General features: G+C 64.3%; 21 protein-coding genes and 1 pseudogene. 11 read left to right on the forward strand and 11 right to left on the reverse strand.

The annotated features are described in order from the left end of the window. Positions 1 to 12: 12 nt before the first annotated feature. From QGN31_RS11650 to QGN31_RS11680, 7 genes are all read left to right on the forward strand, one after another. On the forward strand, positions 13 to 1041 hold the full coding sequence (locus tag QGN31_RS11650; protein WP_014385057.1) for an MCE family protein: 1029 nt from the start codon (positions 13 to 15) through the stop codon (positions 1039 to 1041). Next, the gene (locus QGN31_RS11655) at positions 1038 to 2429 is read left to right on the forward strand and encodes an MCE family protein (protein ID WP_014385056.1); all 1392 of its coding nucleotides are present in this window, start codon (positions 1038 to 1040) and stop codon (positions 2427 to 2429) included. Before QGN31_RS11650 ends, QGN31_RS11655 begins: the two co-directional genes overlap by 4 nt. Then, the gene (locus tag QGN31_RS11660) at positions 2426 to 3766 is read left to right on the forward strand and encodes a virulence factor Mce family protein (RefSeq protein WP_014385055.1); all 1341 of its coding nucleotides are present in this window, start codon (positions 2426 to 2428) and stop codon (positions 3764 to 3766) included. Before QGN31_RS11655 ends, QGN31_RS11660 begins: the two co-directional genes overlap by 4 nt. Then, positions 3763 to 4923 carry a virulence factor Mce family protein gene (locus QGN31_RS11665; protein WP_014385054.1) on the forward strand — a complete coding sequence of 387 codons (1161 nt, stop codon included), beginning with the start codon at positions 3763 to 3765 and terminating at the stop codon, positions 4921 to 4923. The genes QGN31_RS11660 and QGN31_RS11665 overlap by 4 nt, the downstream gene beginning before the upstream one ends. A gap of 1 nt (position 4924) precedes the next feature. Beyond that, entirely contained in the window at positions 4925 to 6397 is a 1473-nt protein-coding gene (locus QGN31_RS11670) for an MCE family protein (protein ID WP_041785023.1), read from the forward strand. Next, on the forward strand, positions 6361 to 7020 hold the full coding sequence (locus QGN31_RS11675) for a hypothetical protein (RefSeq protein WP_014385052.1): 660 nt from the start codon (positions 6361 to 6363) through the stop codon (positions 7018 to 7020). The genes QGN31_RS11670 and QGN31_RS11675 overlap by 37 nt, the downstream gene beginning before the upstream one ends. Positions 7021 to 7082: 62 nt before the next feature. After that, positions 7083 to 7757 carry a hypothetical protein gene (locus QGN31_RS11680; RefSeq protein ID WP_014385051.1) on the forward strand — a complete coding sequence of 225 codons (675 nt, stop codon included), beginning with the start codon at positions 7083 to 7085 and terminating at the stop codon, positions 7755 to 7757. Between the two features lie 606 nt (positions 7758 to 8363). Here the strand turns inward: QGN31_RS11680 and QGN31_RS11685 are convergent. From QGN31_RS11685 to QGN31_RS11695, 3 genes are all read right to left on the reverse strand, one after another. Continuing rightward, a complete protein-coding gene (locus tag QGN31_RS11685; RefSeq protein WP_201358735.1) occupies positions 8364 to 9593 on the reverse strand; it encodes a CaiB/BaiF CoA transferase family protein in 1230 nt (409 codons plus the stop codon). A 37-nt stretch (positions 9594 to 9630) separates the two neighbouring features. Beyond that, complete coding sequence (locus QGN31_RS11690) at positions 9631 to 10410, reverse strand: FadR/GntR family transcriptional regulator (RefSeq protein WP_041785021.1); 780 nt, start codon at positions 10408 to 10410, stop codon at positions 9631 to 9633. A 76-nt stretch (positions 10411 to 10486) separates the two neighbouring features. Further along, on the reverse strand, positions 10487 to 11482 hold the full coding sequence (locus QGN31_RS11695; protein WP_014385047.1) for an LLM class flavin-dependent oxidoreductase: 996 nt from the start codon (positions 11480 to 11482) through the stop codon (positions 10487 to 10489). A gap of 177 nt (positions 11483 to 11659) precedes the next feature. On the opposite strand from QGN31_RS11695, the gene QGN31_RS11700 reads away from it, so the two are divergent. Together QGN31_RS11700 and QGN31_RS11705 are read left to right on the forward strand one after the other, a co-directional pair. Further along, positions 11660 to 12673, forward strand: coding sequence for a Rieske 2Fe-2S domain-containing protein (locus QGN31_RS11700; protein ID WP_041785019.1), 1014 nt, complete (start codon positions 11660 to 11662; stop codon positions 12671 to 12673). Then, complete coding sequence (locus QGN31_RS11705) at positions 12663 to 13274, forward strand: TetR/AcrR family transcriptional regulator (RefSeq protein ID WP_014385045.1); 612 nt, start codon at positions 12663 to 12665, stop codon at positions 13272 to 13274. The genes QGN31_RS11700 and QGN31_RS11705 overlap by 11 nt, the downstream gene beginning before the upstream one ends. Here QGN31_RS11705 and QGN31_RS11710 read toward each other — a convergent pair. Further along, a complete protein-coding gene (locus QGN31_RS11710; protein ID WP_041785017.1) occupies positions 13258 to 13875 on the reverse strand; it encodes an isochorismatase family protein in 618 nt (205 codons plus the stop codon). The genes QGN31_RS11705 and QGN31_RS11710 overlap by 17 nt on opposite strands. Positions 13876 to 13942: 67 nt before the next feature. Here QGN31_RS11710 and QGN31_RS11715 point away from each other — a divergent pair. After that, positions 13943 to 14173, forward strand: a pseudogene (locus QGN31_RS11715) (acyl-CoA synthetase); the annotation flags it as partial. Position 14174: 1 nt separating this feature from the next. Here QGN31_RS11715 and QGN31_RS11720 read toward each other — a convergent pair. From QGN31_RS11720 to QGN31_RS11730, 3 genes are read right to left on the reverse strand one after another with little or no spacing between them, the layout of a single operon-like run. Continuing rightward, positions 14175 to 15287, reverse strand: a complete 1113-nt coding sequence (locus tag QGN31_RS11720) for a cytochrome P450 (RefSeq protein WP_080588022.1) — start codon at positions 15285 to 15287, stop codon at positions 14175 to 14177. Positions 15288 to 15346: 59 nt separating this feature from the next. Further along, on the reverse strand, positions 15347 to 16144 hold the full coding sequence (locus tag QGN31_RS11725; protein ID WP_014385041.1) for an SDR family oxidoreductase: 798 nt from the start codon (positions 16142 to 16144) through the stop codon (positions 15347 to 15349). A 13-nt stretch (positions 16145 to 16157) separates the two neighbouring features. Beyond that, the gene (locus QGN31_RS11730; protein ID WP_014385040.1) at positions 16158 to 16985 is read right to left on the reverse strand and encodes a mycofactocin-coupled SDR family oxidoreductase; all 828 of its coding nucleotides are present in this window, start codon (positions 16983 to 16985) and stop codon (positions 16158 to 16160) included. Between the two features lie 167 nt (positions 16986 to 17152). Here QGN31_RS11730 and QGN31_RS11735 point away from each other — a divergent pair, with 167 nt between their 5' ends. Next, entirely contained in the window at positions 17153 to 17980 is an 828-nt protein-coding gene (locus tag QGN31_RS11735; RefSeq protein ID WP_014385039.1) for an enoyl-CoA hydratase/isomerase family protein, read from the forward strand. A gap of 45 nt (positions 17981 to 18025) precedes the next feature. Here QGN31_RS11735 and QGN31_RS11740 read toward each other — a convergent pair whose 3' ends face one another. The 4 genes from QGN31_RS11740 to QGN31_RS11755 are packed head-to-tail and all read right to left on the reverse strand — an operon-like array spanning position 18026 to position 21895. Beyond that, positions 18026 to 18805, reverse strand: a complete 780-nt coding sequence (locus tag QGN31_RS11740) for an SDR family oxidoreductase (protein WP_041785015.1) — start codon at positions 18803 to 18805, stop codon at positions 18026 to 18028. 10 nt (positions 18806 to 18815) lie between these two features. Then, positions 18816 to 19913 (reverse strand): acyl-CoA dehydrogenase family protein, encoded by a 1098-nt coding sequence (locus QGN31_RS11745; RefSeq protein WP_014385037.1) that lies wholly within the window; start codon positions 19911 to 19913, stop codon positions 18816 to 18818. After that, the gene (locus QGN31_RS11750; RefSeq protein WP_014385036.1) at positions 19910 to 21061 is read right to left on the reverse strand and encodes an acyl-CoA dehydrogenase family protein; all 1152 of its coding nucleotides are present in this window, start codon (positions 21059 to 21061) and stop codon (positions 19910 to 19912) included. Before QGN31_RS11750 ends, QGN31_RS11745 begins: the two co-directional genes overlap by 4 nt. A 9-nt stretch (positions 21062 to 21070) precedes the next feature. After that, the gene (locus QGN31_RS11755; protein ID WP_014385035.1) at positions 21071 to 21895 is read right to left on the reverse strand and encodes an SDR family oxidoreductase; all 825 of its coding nucleotides are present in this window, start codon (positions 21893 to 21895) and stop codon (positions 21071 to 21073) included. Positions 21896 to 22036: the final 141 nt, after the last annotated feature.

The following is a 22036-nucleotide window of genomic DNA, read 5'->3' on the forward strand; positions in this document are numbered from 1 at the left end:
AGGAAGGCAGAGATGCGAGAGAATTTGGGAGGCGCGCTGTGGCGCCTCGCCATCTACGCCGTCGTCTGCGTAACGGGTGCGTTCGGGCTGATCGCCGTCTTCGCGCAGATGCGTTTCCAGTCGGAGAAGACCTACACGGCCCAGTTCGTCAATGTATCGGGGCTGGAGGGTGGCAACTTCGTCCGCATCGCGGGTGTCGAGGTCGGCAAGGTCAAGAACATCGCCGTCCAGCCCGACTCGACGGTGCGCGTCGAGTTCACCGCCTCCGACTCGGTAGTGCTCACCGAGGGCACCAGGGCCGCGATCCGTTTCGCCGACCTCGTGGGCGGCAGGTACGTGGCGCTTGAGGAAGGAGCCGGGGGAGTCAAGAGACTTAATCCGGGCGGGACCATCCCACTGAGCCGGACCGAACCTGCGCTGGACCTGGACGCATTGATCGGCGGTTTTCGGCCGCTGTTTCGCGCACTGGATCCAGACCAGGTGAACAAACTGACCGGTCAACTGATCGCTGCCTTCCAGGGACAGGGCGCCACGATCAGCTCATTCCTCAGCCAGGCCGCAGCCCTGACCAACACCCTGGCCGACCGGGATCAACTGATAGGTCAAGTCGTCGTCAATCTGAATACCGTGCTCGGCTCGCTGAGCGGCCAGAGCAAACAGTTCGCCAAGGCCGTCGACTCGTTGTCTGAACTCGTAGCTGGCCTGAACGCCCGCAAGCAAGACATCAGCAACGGCGTGGCCTACGCCAACGCAGCTGCCGGGTCAATCGCCGGCCTGCTAGCGCAGGCTCGCCCACCGCTGAAGAAAGTGGTTCACGAGGCGGATCGAACGGCCGCAACCATATTGGCCGATCACGACTACTTCGACAACTTCCTCAACACCTGGCCCGATGCGACTCAAATACTCAACAGGCAGGGCATGTACGGCGACTTCTTCAGCTTCTACTTCTGCGAAATCGTGTTGAAGGTCAACGGCAAGGGCGGCCAACCCGTATACGTCAAGCTGGCCGGTCAGCCCACCGGGAGGTGCACGCCGCGATGAGGCCCTTCTCCGAACGCAACCCACTTGTCATCGGCGCCATCGGCGTCGGCATCATTCTCGTTCTGATGCTGGTGTCCGTGAACTACGACAAGTTGCCGTTCTTCAGCAACGGGAAGACCTACTCGGCGTACTTCGCTGAGGCCGGCGGGCTGATGTCTGGCAACGTGGTCCAAGTGTCCGGCTTCCGGGTCGGGCAGGTCTCCAGCGTCGAGCTGGACGGACCCCGGGTGCTGGTCAAGTTCGACGTCGCCGACAACATCCGCCTCGGTGACCGCACCGAGGCGGCAATCAAGTTGAAGACTCTGCTCGGAACCAAGATTCTCGAGGTCACCCCCCGAGGGGAGGGGAAGCTGAGCGGTCCGATACCCCTCGACCGGACCACTCCGGCCTATCAACTGCCCGACGCCCTGGGTGACCTCACGACAACCATCAGCGGCCTGAACACCAAACGACTGTCGGATTCGCTCGCAGTGCTGTCCGACACTTTCTCTGATACGCCACCCGACCTGAAGGCCGCGGTTCAAGGGGTCGCACGCTTCTCGCAGACATTAGACGAGCGCGACGCGCAACTGCGAAACCTGCTGAGTAACGCCAACAAGGCAACGAAGGTGCTGTCTGAACGCAGCGACGAACTGGTCAACCTGGTCGCCAACACCAACGCGTTGCTGGTCCAGCTGCGAAGTCAAAGCAACGCACTTAACCAAATCGCCCACAACCTTTCCGCGCTGGCCCAGCAGTTAAAAGGCCTCATCGCCGAGAACCGCGACACGTTGAAACCGGCGCTGGACAAACTCAACGGCGTGTTGACGATCGTCGACAACCGCAAAGACCGCGTGCAGAAGGCACTCGTCGGGCTTAACAGATACGCCTTGGGGCTCGGTGAATCGGTGGGATCAGGGCCGTTCTTCAAGGCCTATGTTGTCAACCTGCTACCCGGACAGTGGCTGCAGCCGTTCATCGATGCCGCCTTCTCCGACCTCGGCCTGGACCCGAACGTGTTGCTGCCCTCGCAGCGCACTGACCCGCAGGTCGGCCAGCCGGGGACGCCGCCGCTTCCGGTTCCGTACCCGCGTACCGGGCAGGGCGGACCACCCCGGATGACCATTCCTGACGCGATCACCGGCAACCCGAGCGACCATCAGTGCGGTCCGCCCGGGGTGGCGTTGCCTGGTCCTGGCTGCTACCCGGCTCGCGAGCCGGTGCCCGCGCCACCACCCGGGGGGCCGCCGCCAGGACCGCCCGCGCCGCCGGGTCCCGGCCAAGGCCAATCCCTGCCGCCGCCGTCGGGACCGATCGAGCAGCCGGCACCCGGGCAGGTGCCGGCGGCGCAACCGCCCGTGATGAGCGGCCCGGGCCCCATTAGCCCGCCAGCTGGAGGTGGACAGTGACGTCTCGCAACGCCAAGATCGGCGTAGCCGTCGTGCTGGTGCTAGTCCTGGTCGGGGGCATCGTCACGGTGGCACGGTTGGCGAACGACATCGGCCGCACCAACGTCGTCGGATACTTCGCGAACAGCACAGGCATCTACAACGGAGACGACGTCGTTATTCTCGGCGTCCCCGTCGGCAAGGTCGAAAAGATCGAGCCGCTGCCCGACCGCGTCAAGATCACCTTCTGGTACAAGGACAAATACAAGGTGCCTGCTGACGCCAAGGCCGTGGTCCTGTCGCCGTCGCTGGTGACGCCTCGATCCATCCAGCTGACGCCGGCCTACACGGGTGGCGCGGTGATGCACGCAGGCGCGGTGATCCCGCAGGAACGCACCGCAGTCCCGGTGGAATGGGACGACTTCCGCCAGCAACTCGAGAAGCTGACGCAGGTATTGCAGCCCACCACAGCCGGCGGGACCAGCACACTAGGAGCGTTCATCAACACTGCGGCCGACAACTTGCGCGGCCAGGGCCCAGACATCCGTGACACCATTATCAAGCTGTCGCAGGCGATTTCCGCTCTGGGCGATCACAGCGACGACCTGTTCACCACTGTCAAAAACCTGTCGATTCTCGTCTCGGCGTTGCACGACAGCGGCGATCTGCTGCAACACCTCAACCAAAACCTGGCCGCGGTGACGAACCTGCTGGCCGACGACCCCCATGCGGTCGGCAACGCGGTTCGGGATCTCCACGACGTGGTCGACGACGTCCGAAACTTCGTGGCCGACAATCAAGAGTCGCTGGGAACCACCTCGGACAAATTGGCGTCGGTGACGCAGGCAGTGAACGACAGCCTCGACGACGTCAAACAACTCCTACACGTTGCGCCCACGGCCTTTCAGAACTTCCTCAACATCTACCAGCCTGCACAAGGCACGCTGAGTGGAGCGCTGGCATTCAACAACTTCGCCAACCCGATTCAGTTCCTGTGTTCGGCAATACAGGCCGCTTCCCGTCGGGGAGCCGAGGAGTCAGCGAAGCTATGCGTGCAGTATCTGGCGCCGATCTTGAAAAACCGCCAATACAACTTCCCGCCGCTGGGCGAGAATTTGTTCGTCGGAGCCTCAGCTCGTCCCAACGAAATCACCTACAGCGAGGACTGGTTGCGGCCCGACTACGTTCCCCCGCCACCGCCGGCGTCCGACCCGGGCAACCCCCCGCCTGCGGCGAATGCACCGCCGGCGGCCGGCAGCTCACCACTGGGGGCGGAAGCGCCAGGCGCCCAACCGCTTCCGACCGATCCAGCCGCCGGCCTGCGCGGGCTGATGGTGCCTCCCGGAGGCGGACAATGATTCGGGTGCGACACCGGCTGCGCGTTACCCGCGGGCTCGCGGCGGTGCTGGCCGTCGCCGCGCTTTCCGGGTGCGGTTTCCACGGCGCGAATTCGTTCAAATTGCCGGGCACCAAGGGCGGCGGTCCAGGCTCATACACCGTCCAAGCACAGATGCCCGATGTTCAAAACCTCCAACAGAATTCCCGCGTCAGAGTCAACGACGTCACTGTCGGCACCGTGACCAACATCCAACTTCAGGGTTGGCATGCGGTGGTCACGATGACGATCAACGGGGACGTCGATCTGCCGGCTAACGCAACGGCCACTCTGGGGCAGACCAGCCTGCTGGGCTCGGTGCACGTAGAGCTGGCACCACCCGCCGGTGTGCCGGCCAAGGGCAAGCTCAAAGCGGGATCGGTGATCCCGTTGACGTCCGCTAGCGCGTATCCGTCCACCGAACGGACGCTAGCCGCAGTGTCGTTGTTGGTGAACGGCGGTGGCCTAGGCCAGATCCAGGACATCATCAAGGCATTGAGCACCGCGTTTACCGGTCGTGAACAGGACCTGAGAAGCCTTCTCGGACAACTCGATAAGTTCGTCGGCTACCTCAACGATCAAAAGGACGACATCCTCGCCGCAACCGACAGCCTCAACAACGTGGTCGGTCAATTCGCCGACCAGAAGCCGGTGATCGATAAGGCGCTGAAGACACTGCCGGGTGCGTTGACCGTCCTTAAGGACGAACGGGACAACCTCGCCGACGCGCTCGGGGAGCTGAGCAAATTCGGCGCGCTTGCTGCTGATTCGGTAAACAAAACCAAGTCAAACCTGGTCAAAGAACTGAACGACCTCGGCCCGGTACTCCAATCCCTAGCCGACGCTGGACCGGCGCTGACTCGTTCGCTCGGGTTTTTCGGAACCTTCCCCTTCCCCAAGGACACGCTCAACAAGTGGCTACGCGGCGACTACGCGAACTTGACCGCGGTCCTCGACCTCACGCTGAGCCGGCTCGACGCGGGGTTCTTCACCGGCACCCGCTTTGAGTGCAATCTGACCGAGCTCGAGCTGCAGTGGGGCCGCACCATCGGGCAGATGCCCAGTCCGTGCATGGGCGGCAGCCAGTACAACCCCGGCAACCCATTAGTCGTCCCTTACCACTTCAATCAGGGTCCGTGACATCGTGTTAACGAAGCGCACCAGAATCCAATTGGCGGTTTTCGCCGTGGTCAGCTTGATCGCGGGCACCATCATGTTCTTCGCCTACATGCAGGTACCGACGGTCTTCTTCGGGATCGACCGGTACTCGGTCACGGTGCAGTTACCTCAAGCGGGTGGCCTGTACCCGGGCGGAAACGTCACTTACCGTGGAGTCGAGATTGGCCGGGTACAGGCCGTACGTCTCACCCAGACCGGTGCCGAGGCGGTGCTTCAGCTGAAATCGGACATTCACGTCCCCGCCGACCTCAACGCTCAAGTACACAGCGTTTCGGCAGTTGGCGAGCAATACGTCGAGCTGCTACCCCGTAGCTCACAAGGGCCGTCGCTGAAAGATGGTGACGTGATCGCCATGGACCGTACCTACGTTCCGCCGGACATCAACTCGCTCCTGGAGGCGACCAACCGCGGCCTGTCCGCCATCCCACGTGACAACCTGAAAACGGTGGTCGACGAGGGGTATGTCGCCTTCGGCGGGCTCGGGCCGGAACTCTCCCGGCTGGTGAAGGGGACGACCGATCTGGCGATCGGCGCCCACAAGAACCTGGATGCGATCACTACCTTGATCGACCAGTCGAAGCCGCTACTCGACAGCCAAACCGCGTCATCGGACTCGGTCCAGGCATGGGCCGCCCATTTGGCGACCATCACTTCGCAGCTACGGAGCAACGACTCCGCTGTGGCGGGCCTACTGCAAAAAGGCGGCCCAGCGGTCGACCAGGCCCGGGCGCTAATTGACCGGCTCAGCCCTACGTTGGCGATCGTGCTGGCCAACCTGGTCAGTGTTGGCCAGGTTGGGGTCACCTATCGGGACAACCTCGAAGGCCTCTTGGTGGAGTTACCGCAAGGCGCGGCCGACATCCAGGCGATCGGGGTGGCCAACCGAAATACGAAGCAGGACTACCTCGGTGCCTACCTGAGCTTCAACCTGAACCTCGGATGGCCGCCAGCATGCACCACCGGATTCCTGCCCGCCCAGCAGCAGCGGGCCGCCAGCTACGAAGACTATCCAGACCCCCCTAAAGGCGACTTCTACTGCCGGGTGCCGCAAGACTCGATGCTCAACGTGCGCGGCGCACGCAACTATCCGTGCGAGACCCGTCCGGGCAAGCGCGCCCCGACGGTGAAAATGTGCGAGAGCGACCAAGCCTACGTTCCGCTCAACGACGGGTGGAACTGGAAGGGTGATCCGAACGCAACATATACGGGGCAGGGTGTCCCGCAGTACAGGCCAGGCGAGGAGCCGCCAGGTCAGGCGCCACCTCGGCTGCCCCCCGGTCCACCGCCACCACCGATAGCGGCCTTTCAATACGATCCAGGCACCGGTATGTACATGGGACCCGACGGCCATGTTTACACGAAGGCCGAGTTGACCCCAGGCGCCGTAAAGGAGCAAACATGGCAGAGCATGCTGATGCCTCCCGCGAAGAATTGAACACCGACGAGGGTGCATCTGAATCGCGCGATGAGGTCGCCGAGGCGGAAGTCCAAACCGCGGACGCCGAGGATTACGACGGCGCGGTGGACGCCGATGTGGACGACGCTCCCAAAGACGTTGCCACTGAGAAGAAACCGACGTCGCCGGTCCGGCTGGCAATAGTGTTGGGTCTGGTCTTCGTGACCGCCTCGACCGCGCTGGCCGGCTGGCTGGGATTACGGGATTATCAGGCACATCAGATCCAGCAGCAGCGGGCGCTGTTGGTTCAGGTGGGGCGGCAGGGCGCACTGAACCTCACAACGATCGACTGGCAGCACGCCGACAGCGACATACAGCGCATTCTGGATTCCGCCACAGGCAGCTTTTACGACGACTTCTCCAAGCGCTCGAAACCCTTCGTTGAAGTGGTCAAGAAGGCGCAGTCGAAGTCAGCGGGGACGGTCGTTGAGGCGGGCCTCGAGTCGCAATCGGGCGACGAGGGCCAGGTGCTGGTTGCCGTTACCGTCAAAACCTCGAATGCCGGTGCGCCCGAAGAGGAGCCGCGACATTGGCGAATGCGAATTTCGGTGAAAAAAGTCGGCGACGAGGCAAAGGTCTCCAACGTCGAGTTTGTGCAGTGAGGAAATGGCAGAAGGGCATGCGCCGACTACCGATCCTACGAACCAGAGAAGGAACCCTCCCCGTGCGGGTTGAAACAGAACGCGAGACCGGCCAGGACGCGGCCGAGGTCTTCGCGGAGAAAACCGAGCAGTTTGCGATAGAGGTTGACGACCCCGAAGACACCGGGGACGCCACCGAGCACACCAGAGACACCGAACAGATTGCGGAATCGGAGAACACCGAAGATATTGAGCCACCAGCACGTTGGCGCCGGGTTATGTGGTCGCGAGTGTTGGCCTTTGGAGTGCTGCCGGTCTTGGCGCTAGTGATAGCGGCGGCCGCAGGTTATCTGAAGTGGCAAAACGCATGGGTCCGCGGGTCTGGAGTCGCGAGCCTCGAGTCCGTTGCGGCGGCAAAAGATTCCACCGCGGCGTTATTGTCCTACCAGCCCGACACCGTCGATAAGGATTTGGGGGCTGCCCGTGATCGGTTGACCGGCACCTTCAAGGACTCCTACACGCAGTTGACCCACGACGTGGTGATCCCCGGCGCGAAGAAGCAGCACATCTCGGCGGTCGCCACCGTTCCCGCTGCCGCTTCGGTTTCGGCGACTCCACAGCATGCGGTCGTCCTGGTGTGCGTCGATCAGACGGTGACCGTTGGCAACGACGCACCCACCGAAACGGCGTCCACCGTCCGGGTGACTTTGGACAAGACCGGTGCCCGCTGGCTTATTTCCTCGTTCGATCCTGTCTAGATGGAATACCCTGAGCGACGCGACGTCGTCCCGCCCTGACCTCAGAGGGTGGTTTGCGTTGGGCCGAAATTTTGGCAAAGCGTATACGGTGGCTGGAAGGTGCTGGCGCATCCCTGGGCCTTGACGACATAGGTCGTGCCAGGCTGGTAGGGATAGCGCACCTCCGCCGGGTTCTGCCCGTTCATCGATGCGCACTCTCCCTGCGAACCCCCGCCGGCCACGGACAGACATATCACCGACAAGTTGGGGCTGGCGTGGATCGTGCACGGGCCAGGCCGCAAAGTGGCTGACACGACGCTCAATCCGGACACCTGCACGACTTTCGGCGGCGTGAGGATGAAGGAGCACTGCCCGGGTCCGTCGTCGCCCGATGGCGACGCACGTGAGACGCCCGCGGGACAGACAGCAATGAATGCCGCCGATAGACCGGCCCAGAGCGCTGCCAGTGACCTTAACGCCGACATGCGAAGATAATATCCCGTTATATGTTTATATGTCTTCAGGAAGCCTGATAGTTCCACGAGTGGTGTGTGCTACGACGACACCGTTTGCCGGCCCAAACCCGTCCGGGAGATTACGCGCCTCGACGGCGCTACAACGCGGTGATCAGGTGATCGCGCCGGCGATCTTGAGCTCAATGAGGCGGTCGTCGTCGACGCCGAGTTCGCGCAACACCCCGTCGGTGTGCTCAGCGAACTGCGGCGCCCTGGCCAGGCTTGCCGCATCATCGTCGAACTTCACCGGATTGGCTACCAACCTTTGCGGATGACCTTCGGCATCGATGATTTCGGCGATGCGACCGTTGGCGGTCAGTGCCTCGTCATTGGCTATTTCCCAGGCATCCTGTACCGGTGCCCACTGCCCTCTGCCCTTGCGTAACAAGGCTTGGCACTGTTCGAAGGTCAAATTGCCGATCACATCGCCGACGATGCGTTGAGCAGTTTCGCTGTGCTCGGCCATCGCCTCGATCGATGTGAATCGTGGATCTTCGGCGACATCGTGCAGACCCATCAGCCGGCAGAACTCCGGCCAATACCGCGTCGGCTGCAGCATCGACAACTGGACGAACCGTCCGTCCGACGTTCTATAGGCGCCGGTCAGCGGGTTGCCCGGGGCCTGGGTTCGGCGTTCCATCTTCGGCAGCGGGCCGCCCATCAGCATCGCCATGTTCACGTTGAACTGGGTTGCCCAAGCGCCGACCGCCAGCAGCGAAACATCGAGCACCGACGGTTCCCCCGTGGCCTGCCTGCCGTAGAGTGCCGCCGCGACACCCCCAGCGATGGTGATCCCGCCGATGTTGTCTCCGTAAGCCCCGGCGGGCATGAACGGGCTGTGTGGGGCGTCAGGCGATGTGAGGCCGTCCGCGCTGCCGCCTCGGGCCCAGAAAGCCGTCGCGTCGTAGGCACCGGCATCGCGGTCAGGCCCGTCGGAGCCGAAGCCGTTGCCGATGACATAAATGATGTCGGGGTTGACGCGGCGGACGTCGTCGACGTCGATGGACAGCTTCTTGCGCGATGACGGCAGGTAGTTCGTCAGGAACACGTCGCTTCGCCGGATCAGTTCGTCGAGCAGAGGGCGAGCCTCGGAATTGTCGAGGGCCAACCCGACACTGCGCTTTCCGCGGTTGGGCGCCTCCATGATCGGCGCGAACGACGATCCGGGTACCGTCGCCGCGGCGCCCAACACCTTGACCAACCCGCGCTGGGCATCGCCGGTGACGGGATGCTCGATCTTCACCACGTCGGCGCCCCAGTCGGCGAGCACCGCGCCCGCCGATGGCACGAAGGTGAACTGTGCAACCTCCAGAACGCGAACTCCGTTGAGCGGCTTATGCATCAGGTGTCCTTCGAGTGGAAGTGGGCGCGGTGCCCACTCAATGCATGATGTCCTGAACCTTCGTCTTCTCGTAGCCTTTGAGCAGTGCCGCACTGGCGTTCTCCATATGTCGCCGCCAATGCGCTTCGGCCTCAGCGCCTTCCCGGGCGGCCACCAGGTCGGCGAGCCGCGTATACGATCGCATCAGCTTGGTGTACTGAGCCTTGGGCACAACGTTCTGGACACTCAGAAATGCTGCGGTCATGTGCTTTTCGAAGATCTCGTGCAGCATGCCGGCGATCACGGTCAGGGTCGCGTTGCCCGACAGTTCCACCAGCCGACGGTGCAAGGTAGTGGAGGCTGCCGCTAATTTGCCCGTCTCCCACGCAGCGGGGACCTCTTCGATGAGGTCCCGTAACTCGCGGTGGGCTGTTACGGTGCCATTTTCTGCAAGCAGTCGGGCTGCATACGGTTCAATACCCATCCGTGCCGTCATCACGTCGGCGAGCGTCGTTCCTGCCAGAGCGAGCAGGAAGCCTGCCGGTCGCGCGACGATCTCGGGGCCCGGGACCCGAACCCGGGCGCCGGTGCGTGAGCCGCGCCGCACCTCCACGAGTCGGTCGGACTCCAAGACCCGCACCGCTTCTCGTAGCGATGGCCGGCTGACCTGAAAGTGATTCATGAGTTCGGCTTCGTAGGGGAGGAAGTCACCGTCTTTGAGCTGTCCCTCGACGATCATCCGCCGTAATGTATCCGCCACGATCTCGGCCGTCTTGGGCGACCGCACCGCACCGTTCTCTGACGTGGTCATCGGCGCGAGAGGTTCCCGTTTGGGCATCGCGACCTCCTGAATCTCGACGTGTACTACTCAGTACACCATGTAGGACGCTGATCTGGGACATTCGTGGCTTTCGTCAGTGCAGCCGCGACAGAACGCGTGTCGCGGCTGCACCATAGCCAGCGCGTCGTCGGCGTCCGACCAAGAAGCTTGGCGGTGATGCAAACGCCATGTCGGGCAGTCGTTTGCGAGCCGCGAGCATCTCGCGAGCTTGTGTCTCGTTGCCGCAGATCGCGATCGACCACAGCATATCGTCGCTAACGTGGTCGGCGATCGTTTCTGGATGGCCGCTACGGAAGGCCGAACGAATCCTGGCGACCTCGTCCCCCCAGCCGTGCAGTTCGACGAGTGAGTCGTAGGTCTTCACAGTGAGGTAGAAGCCGATCTGAAGCCGCGCGTCCCGGACAGCCCGGGCCGGGTTATCGTTGTCGATCGCGGTGATCAGCCAGCCCCACCGTCGTAGCTCCGCGGGATCGCGTCCGGTTGATTCGGCGCCGCGGGCCAGTTCGGGCTCTACGAGTTCGGTCCACCACCGATCGGTGAACAGTCCGTGTCCGAGCACGCCATCGGCGGTGCGACCTACCGTCCGCACCATGATCTTGTTGAAGGCTCCGATCAGGATGGGCACGTCCAAGCGGCCGAGCACCGGTGCACGGATGTCGGCGTCGACCGTGTAGAACCGGCCCTCGTAGCGGATGTGTTCGCCGTTCTCGGCGTGGAGGAACGCCCTGATCACCTCGATCAGTTCGGCCATCCGGGGTGCGGGGTGGGCGGCGTCGACACCGAACCAGTCCTTGTTCATCCGTGAGGTTCCGGACCCAAGTCCCAGAAAGACCCTGCCCGGGGCGAGCGTGGCGAGGTGTCGGACCGCAGCGGCGTGCACGAACGGGGATCGGGCGAACGCATAGGCGATCCCAGGGCCGACCTTCGCCTGCGAGGTACCGAGGGCCATCTCAGTCGCGGTGATGTAGGCGTTCAGATCGGCGAACTCGCCGGCGCAAAATGCCTGCGCCCCGGAGATTTCGGCCTGCGCCGCTAGCGCGGCCCCTGGCCATGGCAGACCCCAGTCCATGTGTCCTCGCATCCGTCGCCAAACATCACTTACCTAGTAATACATGTGATTGTACGTCCCGATCGGCAGCCATAGTCGATTGCCCGGTGGCCGATTTTTTTCGACAATTGCGTCAAAAATGAGTAGCCTCGAGGTATTGCTGTGCCAGGTGTCGTACGTGGAAGGGACGTTCCGATAATGCAAAGCTTGCCGAGCATGCTGCCCACCGGTTGGTTTCAGGTCGCCTGGAGTGGCGACATCGCCGTCGCCGAGGTGGTCCCGCTGCACTACTTCGGCCGGGATCTGGTCGCCTTTCGGCAGCTGGACGGGGTGGTGAATGTGCTGGACGCGCACTGCCAGCATCTTGGCGCGAGTTTGGCCCATGGTGGCTGCGTGGTCGAAGAAGGCATCCAGTGCCCATTTCACGGCTGGGTGTGGAACGGAGCTGGCCGCAACGTCCGCATTCCGTACCAGGATCGGCCCAACAAGGCCCGACGAGTACGTTCCTATCCGGTCGCTGAGCTCAATGATTCGATTTTGATCTGGCATGACAGCGCCGGCAGGGAGCCACTATGGGAAGCACCAGATGCTTTCACGGTGCTTGGCGATCACGTCCGATCGCAGCGGTTCCACCCGCTGGGCAGCGATTGCCGGACGCGGCACGAGCGAGTGAAGGTGCATCCCCAGGTGATCGCCGAGAACGCCGTCGACCCGCACCACTTCCAGTTCGTACACAGCACCGCGATCAGTCCCGTGGTGCTGCGTGAGAGGACTGACAGCTCTACCTGGTCGGCCAAGGTCGGCTTTGGCCGGAGGTGGAGCGACGGCTTGGACCGCGACGGCGACACGATGAACACGATCGAGATCTATTGGTCAGGCGTTGGTCTCAGCTACAACGGCGAACACGTCCGCGACGGAATCCGGGTCATCTCGATTTGCGCGACACCGGTGGACGACACCAGATCCGACATCTTCGCCGGCTACTGGATCAGCGAGGAAGCATCGGAAGGCCCGGGTGATTTCGAGGCGCGGCTGGCCGCTGCGAAACTCGCCCTGCCCGACGACATCCGGATCTGGGAGCACCAGAAGTATCTCGAACGGCCGGGCCTGGCAACCTCGGAGGGGGCGGGCTTTCGCGCACTGCGCCGGTGGGCGAGCGGGTTCTATCCAGAACCGCAGGCCGCAGCGGAACCGGTCACGCATGGCGCCTGAGGGCTCGGCCCGGCGGGCAACACGGAAATCCGACCGCACCCGAGAGTCAATTCTCGACGCCGCGCGGACGGCATTCGCGCGCAAGGGTTTCTCGGGCGTCACCATCAGGGACATCACTGACCTCGCTGCTGTCACCCGGGCGAACTTCTACTACTACTTCTCCGACAAGACCGAGCTCTTCATCGAACTCGGCACCGATACCTACCGCCAAGCACTTGCGATCGTCGACGGTTTCATGGAGCAGGGGACCCCGCCGAGCAGGGAGGACATCGATACCTGGGTTGCCAGGTACTTCAGCTACCTCGACCGCAACGGCGCGTTCGTCATCCGGTCCACAGCGGACATGCCTCCCGATCGGAAATTCCGCGCAGCGGTGGCACGCTCGCACTGGCGGACTGCCGCCGCACTTGGTGAGGGCATCGCAAAGTTGGCGCCGACCCCGCCTGACGTGGATCCCGTGGCAACCGGGCTAGTGGTGATGGCGATGCTCGAGCGCTCGTGGCTGATGGTCCAGCACAACGAGATCCCATCGACGACGCGCCAAGCGGTGCTGGTCGCGGCCGGCGAAATGCTATGGCGAACGGTCAATGGTCAGACTTGACCGGGGTCCATTCGCCGATCAGCTGATCGACCGTGGTCAGCCGGCCCAGCACGGCAATGGTGTTGTCCAGCACCTGTTGTGCATAGTCTTGAGGAGTGCCGCCGACGGCGTCGCGCGGCACGATGAGGTCGAAGCCGGCCTGTGTGACATGCCCGGCGGTGTGGGTGATCGCCAGGTTGAGCGAAACGCCGACAAGGACGATGGTACTCACGCCCAAGCCCTTGAGTACCGGCAGTAATTCGGAATCGAGCGTGGGGAATAGCCCGTGATGGCGTGGTAGCACCAGGTCGGTGGGCGCCAGTAGCTCGGGAAGCACTGTGGTGGCAGCGCTTCCGGGAGCCCACTGTGCGGTTGCCGGGCCCAGTGCGCGCCAGATGCGCGCCGTCCCGGTATGCCGACCGCCGAGGCTGCCCTCGTAGGTCGCATGCACCACCCGCGCGCCGAACTGGCGGGCTGAATCGAGAAGTCGACGCACGCTGGATACGAGTTCGGAGCTGTCGGCGGCCAGGGCGGGCAGGACGGACTCGGGACCCAGTACACCGTTCTGGCATTCCACGCAGATAACGGCCGTAGTCTCGGGGTCCCATGGTGTCGCAGCCATCTCTCAACCTTAGTCGATTTTTGACACTCGTGATGAAATAGTCGGTAGATTCCTTACAAGCTACGGAGATTCGGCTCTTGTGGTCACTCCGGACGATGAGATGAGTCAAGCCGGCATAGGTGTGGTGCAGAGGATCGATCCGGCCGACATCAACGAGAAGCTGTTGGGCTGGCTACGAAACCGGTTGGCGCACTACAAGTGTCCGCGGTCGCTCTCGTTCGAAGCGCAGCTGTCCCGGACGGACACCGGCAAGCTGTACAAACAGGAACTCGTCAAGAAATGCTCGCGCGGCAACTAGCTCAGCCCAGCTTCAGCGGCAGGCGTTCCAGCGAGAAGGTCTGCGCGGGGAACACGATGTGCGGTTCGTAGCCGTCCTCCACCGAGAACTCGGGGATGCGCTTGAGCCATTCGTCGAGGACGAGCGTGAGCTCCATGCGTGCCAGGTGAGAGCCGAGGCAGCGGTGCGGCCCTCCGCCAAAGCCCCAGTGCCGGTGGACCTTTCCGTCCATCACCACGTCGTCGGTCGAGGTCTCGTCGCTGTCGTCACGATTGATCGCGGCGATGCACAGCCGCACCCGGGTATCGGCAGGAAGGGTGATGTCGCCGATGGTGACCTCCGCGGTGGTGACCCGGGGCAACATCGGCGCGGGGGGCTCCAACCTGACGATCTCCTCGACGAACACGCTCATCTGGTTGGGATCCTCGCGCAGCGTGGTGCGCAGCTCAGGGTTACGGGCCAGTTCCAACAGCGCCGTGCTCATCGCCGCCGTGACGGTGTCCAGCCCGGCGAGCACGAACAGGAAACTCAGCCCCATCATCTCGGCATCGTCGAGGGCGTCTTCACCGGTGAGCACTTGGGACAGGATGTCCGGTCCGGGGTTGGCCCTTCGTTCGTTGATCGCCTCGGAGACGTAGGCGAGCAATTCCATTGCGGGCGTGAGGTCAGCGCCTTCGAGCGTCGGTGACTCTGCAAGCGCGATGACTGAGTCCTTCCATGCGATGAGCCGGTCGCGATCTTCCAGAGGCAGCCCGAACAAGGTCAGGAACACCTGTGACGGGTAGGGGATTGCCAGGTCGGCTACGACTTCGCACTCGCCCTTCTTGGCGATGTCGTCGACGATGTCGATCGCCTGTCTCTGGAGGGAGGGCAGCATTGCCTTTAAAGTGTGCGGGCTGAAGAAGGGCTGCAAGATCTTGCGGAATCGGGTGTGCTCGGGCGGGTCGAAGGAGATGGGTACCAACGGCAACGGGGCGCCGAGCACGTCGAAGGCTTTCTTTGACGAGAACAACTCCGGATTGCGCAGCGCGGCAAGCACGTCCTCGCGGTGCGCTAAGTAGTACCAGCCGTCGATGAACACCACCCGCCCGGCGTCGCGCACGGTCTTCCATCCCACCCCGCGGTCCGCTGCCATCGGCAGCCCTGCGAAGGAGAGTTCCGGTACGGCATGGGGTTTCACGTGTTCTCCTCCCGTCAGAACGCCGAGCGATGCAAGCCGCCGTCGACTTCGATCCAACTGCCGGTGACGTACCCAGCAGGGGCTGAGCACAAGTAGGCAATGAGCGAGGCGATCTCCCGAGGCTTCCCCATCCGTGCCGCCGGTACGCGGGCCTGGGTGAGCATGAAGTCGCGGCGCTCCTGCTCGGTGCTCGCGCCGAGGTGTTGATCCAAATAGGCCAGCGCGTTCTCGGTCTCGATCCAGCCGGGTGCGACGGTGTTGACGGTGATCCCGTATCGGGCGTACTCGTCGGAGACGGTCTTGAGCAGCCCGACCGTCGACGGACGGCTGGTATTGGCCACCGCGTGATGGATGTTGCCCGCGGGTTCCTTCGCTGTGCCTGATCCGATGTGGACGAAGCGGCCCCAACCCGCTTCCTTCATCGCGGGCAGCACCGCATGCAGGAGCAGGATCTGGCTCGTGGTGTGCATGTCGAAGGACTCGCGGTAGATGTTCACGTCGGTGATGTCCGCGAAGTCGCCGGGTTTCTGGTACTTGGCTTGACCGATGACGATGAGCGGCGGCCCCTGCTCGGTGGTCACTTCTCGCACCGCGCTCTGAAGCTGCTCGGCGTTGCTGACGTCGGCGGTGACGCCGATCGCGGTGCCACCCTCGCTACGAATCGATTCGACGGCGGCGTCGACGTCGGACTTGGTGCGGGCCAGTACCGCAACCCGCGCACCCTCTGCGGCAAGCAGTTTCGCGGCTTCGAAGCCGATTCCCTTACTGCCGCCGACGATCAGCGCCGATCGGCGGTCGATTCCGTAGTCCATCGCAGAATCCCGGTCAGCGCCTTACGTCCATGCCGGCGTCCACCTTCAGCATGCTTCCAGTGAACGAACGGCCCGCGTCGCTGAGCAGGAAGAGGATCGCGTTGCTCACGTCGCGTGGCTCGATCAGCGGCAGGTCCGGCAGCGCGGTCTGGACCGCGTTGACCATGCGAGGGTTGTCCTCGATCACTTTGAACAGCGCCGGGTTGTCGGTGATCATCGGGGTCGCACAATTCGTCGGCGCCACCGCATTGACGCGAATGCGGTCGGGGGCCAGCATGGCCGCGTACGCGCGGACCAGACCGACGACGGCGACCTTGGACATCAGGTAGGCGTCGCTCCCGCCGCGGCCGTCGGTCAGGTCCAGTAGGGCGATCATTGAACTCGTCGCGATCAGGTTGCCACCCTCGCCACGTTCCTTCATGTGCGGGATCGCCACCTGGAAGGCGTTCCACACCCCGATAAGCATGATGTCGAGCCCTAGCCGCAGCGCCTCTGATGCGTCGCGCTCGTCGGCGTTGGTGAGCACCACCCCGGCATTGGCGAGCACCGTGTCGACGTGGCCGAATTCGTTGACGCCCGCGTCGAACGCATCCTGCAACGCAGCGAAGTCTCGGACGTCGGCCTTGCGGGTGATCATCTTCCTGCCGGTTTTCTCCACCAGGCGGGCCGTCTCCTCGAGATCGTCTTCGGTGCCCAGGGCGTAGGGCACGATGTCGAGGTTCTCGCAGATGTCGACACCGATGATGTCGGCACCTTGCTCGGCGCACATCACCGCGTGCGAACGGCCTTGCCCGCGAGCGGCTCCGGTGATGAAGACGACCCTGCCGTCCAGTGAACCCATTCGTATGCCTCCAATAGCTCGCAATCGGCCGCGCTCAGCGCGTTGGTGGGGCGCGACGCAGTGACGTACGCCACGTCGAGGATGCTACGCCGACGGCTTGGAATCATACAACTATTTGGCTAATTTGGTGGACGACGGCACACTCAGAGCTTTGGAAGGGATCCCACATGCCCGACAGCCCCAATGGCGGTCCGCGCCCACCCGACGGTGACTGGTTGGGCAGCCCCTACCTGAGGTTTGAGCGTGAAGGCGCATTTGCGATCTGCACCTTGGACCGCCCCGAGGCCCGGAATGCGATGACGCCTGCGATGTACTTCGGGATCCGCTACGCGGTCAGTCGCGTCAATGCCGACCCCGACCTCGCCGGCCTGCTCATCACCGGCACCGGCGACGTCTTCGCACCGGGAGGTGACCTGGGTCAGAAAGCAGCAGACAACTGGATGGACTTCGCGTCCACCCTGGGAACCGACGTCACTCCGTTCGACACGCTGCGGCAGTCGGCCAAGCCGGTCGTGTCCGCGGTCAACGGCCTCTGTCAGGGCGGTGGCCTGCAGATCGCGATGTGCAGCGACCTCGCCGTGGTGAGCGATCGGGCTGTATTCCGGGTGCCGGAATTGTTCCGTGGCATCGCCGACACGTACTACAGCCAGGTGCTGGCCCGGCTCATTGGACCGGTCCGGACCAAGGACCTGATGTTCACCGGACGGACGCTGAACGCCGACGAGGCGCTCGACTGGGGAATGGTGAGCAGGGTTGTTCCGCACGACGACCTGTTGAGCGTCGCCAAGGAGCTGCTCGCGCAGTGCTGCCGGACCGCTCCGGGAGCGCGGGGGTTGGTCAAGGCGAGCCTGGACAACTACCTCGGGCTCTACGACCGGATCGGCATGACGACCAGTCTCTTCGGACCTGAAGCGGCCGAAGGCTTCCGGGCGTTCAAGCAGAAGAACTCGCCCGACTGGGTGCACCCGAAGCTTCGGGTAGAGGGGCGGTTGTAGCGCGCCGCTACAGGCCGGTGCGAGCCGGCCCGTAGCGCGCGCCGGTCACTTCGGAGTGAAGCGCTGCGCGCCGTCGAGGCGCATCACCTCGCCGTTGACGTAGCCATTGGACAGCAGAAACGTCGCGGCGTCGGCGTACTCGGCTGGAGTGCCTAGTCGCTTCGGGAACGGGATGTTGGCAGCGAACTTCGCGATAGCCTCCTCGCCGACCGACTCCATGATCGGCGTCTTCATCGTTCCAGGGGCGATGGTGTTGACCCGGATGCCCACCGAACTGAGGTCGCGAGCGGCAGCGATGGTCAACCCGATGACACCGGCTTTCGCTGCGGCATAAGCGGTCTGGCCGATCTGACCCTCATAGCCCGCGACCGAGGCTGTCATGACGATGGCACCCCGTTCGCCGTCCTCGCGGGGTTCGGCGGCGGCTACCGAAGCCGCTACCAGCCGTGTCAGGTTGTAGGTGCCGGTGAGATACAGGTTGATGGTCTTGGTGAAACCGGCCATGTCGGCCGGGCTGCCGTCGCGCTGCACGATCCGCTGGGCCACCCCGAAGCCGCCGTGTGCAACGACCGCGTAGCGCAGCTGACCGAGCTGGTTGGCCTGCTCGATGGCGCCCTGCACGCTGTCGTCGCTCGTTACGTCGGTGCTGACGAACAGTGCCCGGCCACCCAGCTCGTCGGCCAGCGCCTTGCCCTTGTCGGCGGCGAGATCGGCGATCACCACGCCAAGTCCTTCGGCATGGAGCCGACGCACCGTCGCCTCGCCCAGGCCACCTGCTCCTCCGCTGACAATCGCCGAGGCGCCCTCAAATTGCTGCACTGTCACTAGTTCTCCCTTATCTACTGTTGTTTTCCAATTGAGTCAGATCGCCCGTCACCAAACTCCACGGATCCTCGGCGGCCAGGACAAGCCGGCCGAGTCGCCGCGCGAAATGCGTGGTGCTGCCGTAATCGCTGGTCCAGCTCTGAGCGCGCAAGGTGAACAGCCATAGCGGGTGTTCACTGGTGACGCCGATCGCGCCGTGCAGCTGGTGGGCAACGCTGGTGACCGGCCCGACGGCCCGGCCGACCGCCACCTTGGCGACGGTGACGGCGTAGTCGGTGTGAGGCGACGCGAAGCCGTGCTCGGCAGCGGCGGCAACGGCCAATTCCGCAGCGGCACGGGCTCTTTCGATCTCTCCGGCCATGCCGGCCAGTGACTGCTGCACGGACTGGAAAGCGCTGAGCGGACGACCGAACTGGATGCGCTGGCGGGTGTGCTCTACCGACAGCGCTGCGGCGGCATCCAACACTCCGATGGTCTGCACACAGCGTGACCACGCGCCGCGCCGAGCCAGCTCGGCGCCCACCGTCGGGTCTACGGCGTGCAACTGGTCGGCCGACACGTCGAAGGCAATCGAGTCGCGCGGTTCGCCTGCCAGGTTGTGACCTTCTCGCAGCTCACCGGGCGTCACGTCGATCACGCCGACCTGAAGTCCAGCGGGCGCGCTGACGGCCAGCACCACGGCGGTGCACGCCCGTGCCCATGGCACCGCGTGCGCGGTGCCGGTGACCCGGCCGTGGTCGGTTTCGGCATCGGCGATCGCGACACTCAGCGGGCCGGCGGGCAGCTCGACGCCGGCCTGCTGTCCGAGCCACCCGGCAAGCGCGTCGGTTTCGGCCAACGGCACCGCGCCGGCGTGGCGGGCCACGCCGTAGAGCGCAACCGCCAACTCGCGCGGGCCGGCTCCCATGTCCGGCGTGCTCGTCAGCCTGGCCAGCCCGGTGTCCTCGAGGTTGCGCCAGAGCACGGCGTCGAACTGGTCTGGGACGCCGCGGTGGCCCAGCCCCGCGTCATAAGCGCGCTGCCCAATGTCGTCGACGAGTTGACGCAGCTCCGCATCGTCGTCCCGGGCGTCGGTCGCGGCGAACACCCCGCCGGCCAGAGCGCTCACCGCAGCCCCATTCCGCGGGCGACCACACCGCGCAGCACCTCGTTGGTGCCGCCGCGCAAGGTAAACATGGGCTTGTGCAGCCACGCGGTGTTCAGCATCGTCTGCAGTTCGGAATTCGGTGGCGTCGCCTCGAGTAGATCGGCGATCGACCCCACTGATTCGGCTTCAAAACGCGTGCCGAGGTCCTTCACCAGCGCCGCCTGATTGGCGGCATCGCCGCCCTCGGTGAGCGTGCGGGCCACTGACAACGACAGCTGCCGCAGCGAGATCAACCGCGCCATCAGGTCACCGATGTCGGCGGCGGTGCGGTCGTCGGGCAGCGAGACTCGGCCGAGTGCACGGATGGCAGCGAATAGCAGGGGGCCGGTGGACAGGATCCGTTCGGGCCCGCTGCGTTCGAACGACAATTCGGAGGTGACCTGGTGCCAACCGTTGCCGACGTCACCGAGCACGTCGGCATCGGGAACGAAGACCCCGTCGAACAGAACCTCGTTGAAGTGGTGTGCCCCCGACATCAAGATGATGGGTTCGACGCGGACGCCCTCGGCATCGCATGGCACCAAGAACTGGCTGAAGCCGGCATGCCGCTGCTGCGGGTCCGGCGGGCTGGTGCGGGCCAGCACGACGACCTGATGCGCGTGGTGGGCCCCGCTGGTCCACACCTTGCTACCGGAGAGCAGCCAGCCGCCGTCGCTGCGGACGGCCTTGGTCTGCACGGCGGCCAGGTCGGATCCGGCGCCGTGCTCGCTCATGCCGATCGATGAATAAAGCTTGCCCGCAACGATTTTGGGCAATAGACGTTCGCGCTGCTCCTCGGTGCCGTAGGTCAACAGGCCCGGCGCGACCTGGCGATCGGCGGTCCAGTGCGCCGCCACAGGCGCACCCGCCGCGATCAGCTCCTCGGTCACCACGTAGCGGTGGAGATGCCCCAGCCCGTGGCCGCCGTACCGCTTCGGGATGGTCAGGCCGGTGAACCCGGCGGCGCCCAGCCGGGCGGAGAACTCCTCGTCCCAACCGCCCAACCACGAGTCGACGCCGGGCTGCCACCCGAATTCAGCGCGGTCGGACTGTAAGAAGCCCCGCACGGCGAGCCGTAGCTTGACCAACTCGGGCTCACGGGCGCTCAAGGCGTCAAACGAATTCACCACAGCCGCTTCCTAAACCGTGGGCACCGGGGCCGACAGGAGATAGAAATTGGGCGTTAAGTCCTCCTCGCTCGGGGCCAATAGGTAACCCGACAGGTCCTCGCGGCCTTCTTCCCGCAGGATCTGCTCGTCGGTGTAGAAATGGCCGCTGCACGCCGCGGCGGGTCGGGTGACGAGCGCGTGCACCGCCTCGGCCATGATCTGTGGGCTACGGGCCTGCGCGCGTACCGCTGCCTCTCCCATTGCGACCATCATTCCGGTGCTGGCGATCGTGGTGGCCGGCCACAGCGAGTTCACCGCGATCGGCACCGAGGCGAACTCTTCGGCCCAGCCCAGGGTGAGCAGGCTTTCGGCGTACTTGCCCACGGTGTGCCCCACGTGGGCGCCTACCCATCTGGGGTCCATGTTCAGCGGGGGTGAGACGTTGACGACGTGCGCGTTGCCCGACCGGCGCAGGTGCGGAAGTGCGGCCTGCACCACCGCGAACGGCCCTTCCACATTGATTTCCAGCAGCCGGCGCAGGTTCTTAGGCGGCAACTGCGCGGTCGGCCGGAGATCCAGGGCCCCGGCGTTGTTGACGATGACGTCGATGCCGCCGAACTTCTCGGCCACCGAAGCGATCGCCGACGCCACCGCGTCCGCGTCCCGGACGTCGCAGGTCAGCGGGAGCGCCCGGCCACCCGCACGTTGCACGGCGTCCGCGGTCTCGGCAAGGGTGCCCGCGATCTTGGGATTCGGCGCCTCAGTTTTGGCCAGTAATGCCACGGCCGCACCGTCTTCGGCGATCCGCTCGGCGATGGCGGCGCCGATGCCGCGGCTGGCGCCGGTTATCACCACGACGCGATCCTCCAGAGTGCGAGGATGGGGATTGCCCACGGTTCGTTGACCCTTCCGTCGGTCGCTAGAGTATGCGGTCGAATGCTATAACTATATAGATCATTAGTCGCGCGATGTAACGCGCAGTCATCCACAAAAGCG

This window comes from Mycobacterium sp. 2-64 (assembly GCF_035918375.1).
In the GTDB taxonomy this organism is placed as follows: domain Bacteria; phylum Actinomycetota; class Actinomycetes; order Mycobacteriales; family Mycobacteriaceae; genus Mycobacterium; species Mycobacterium intracellulare.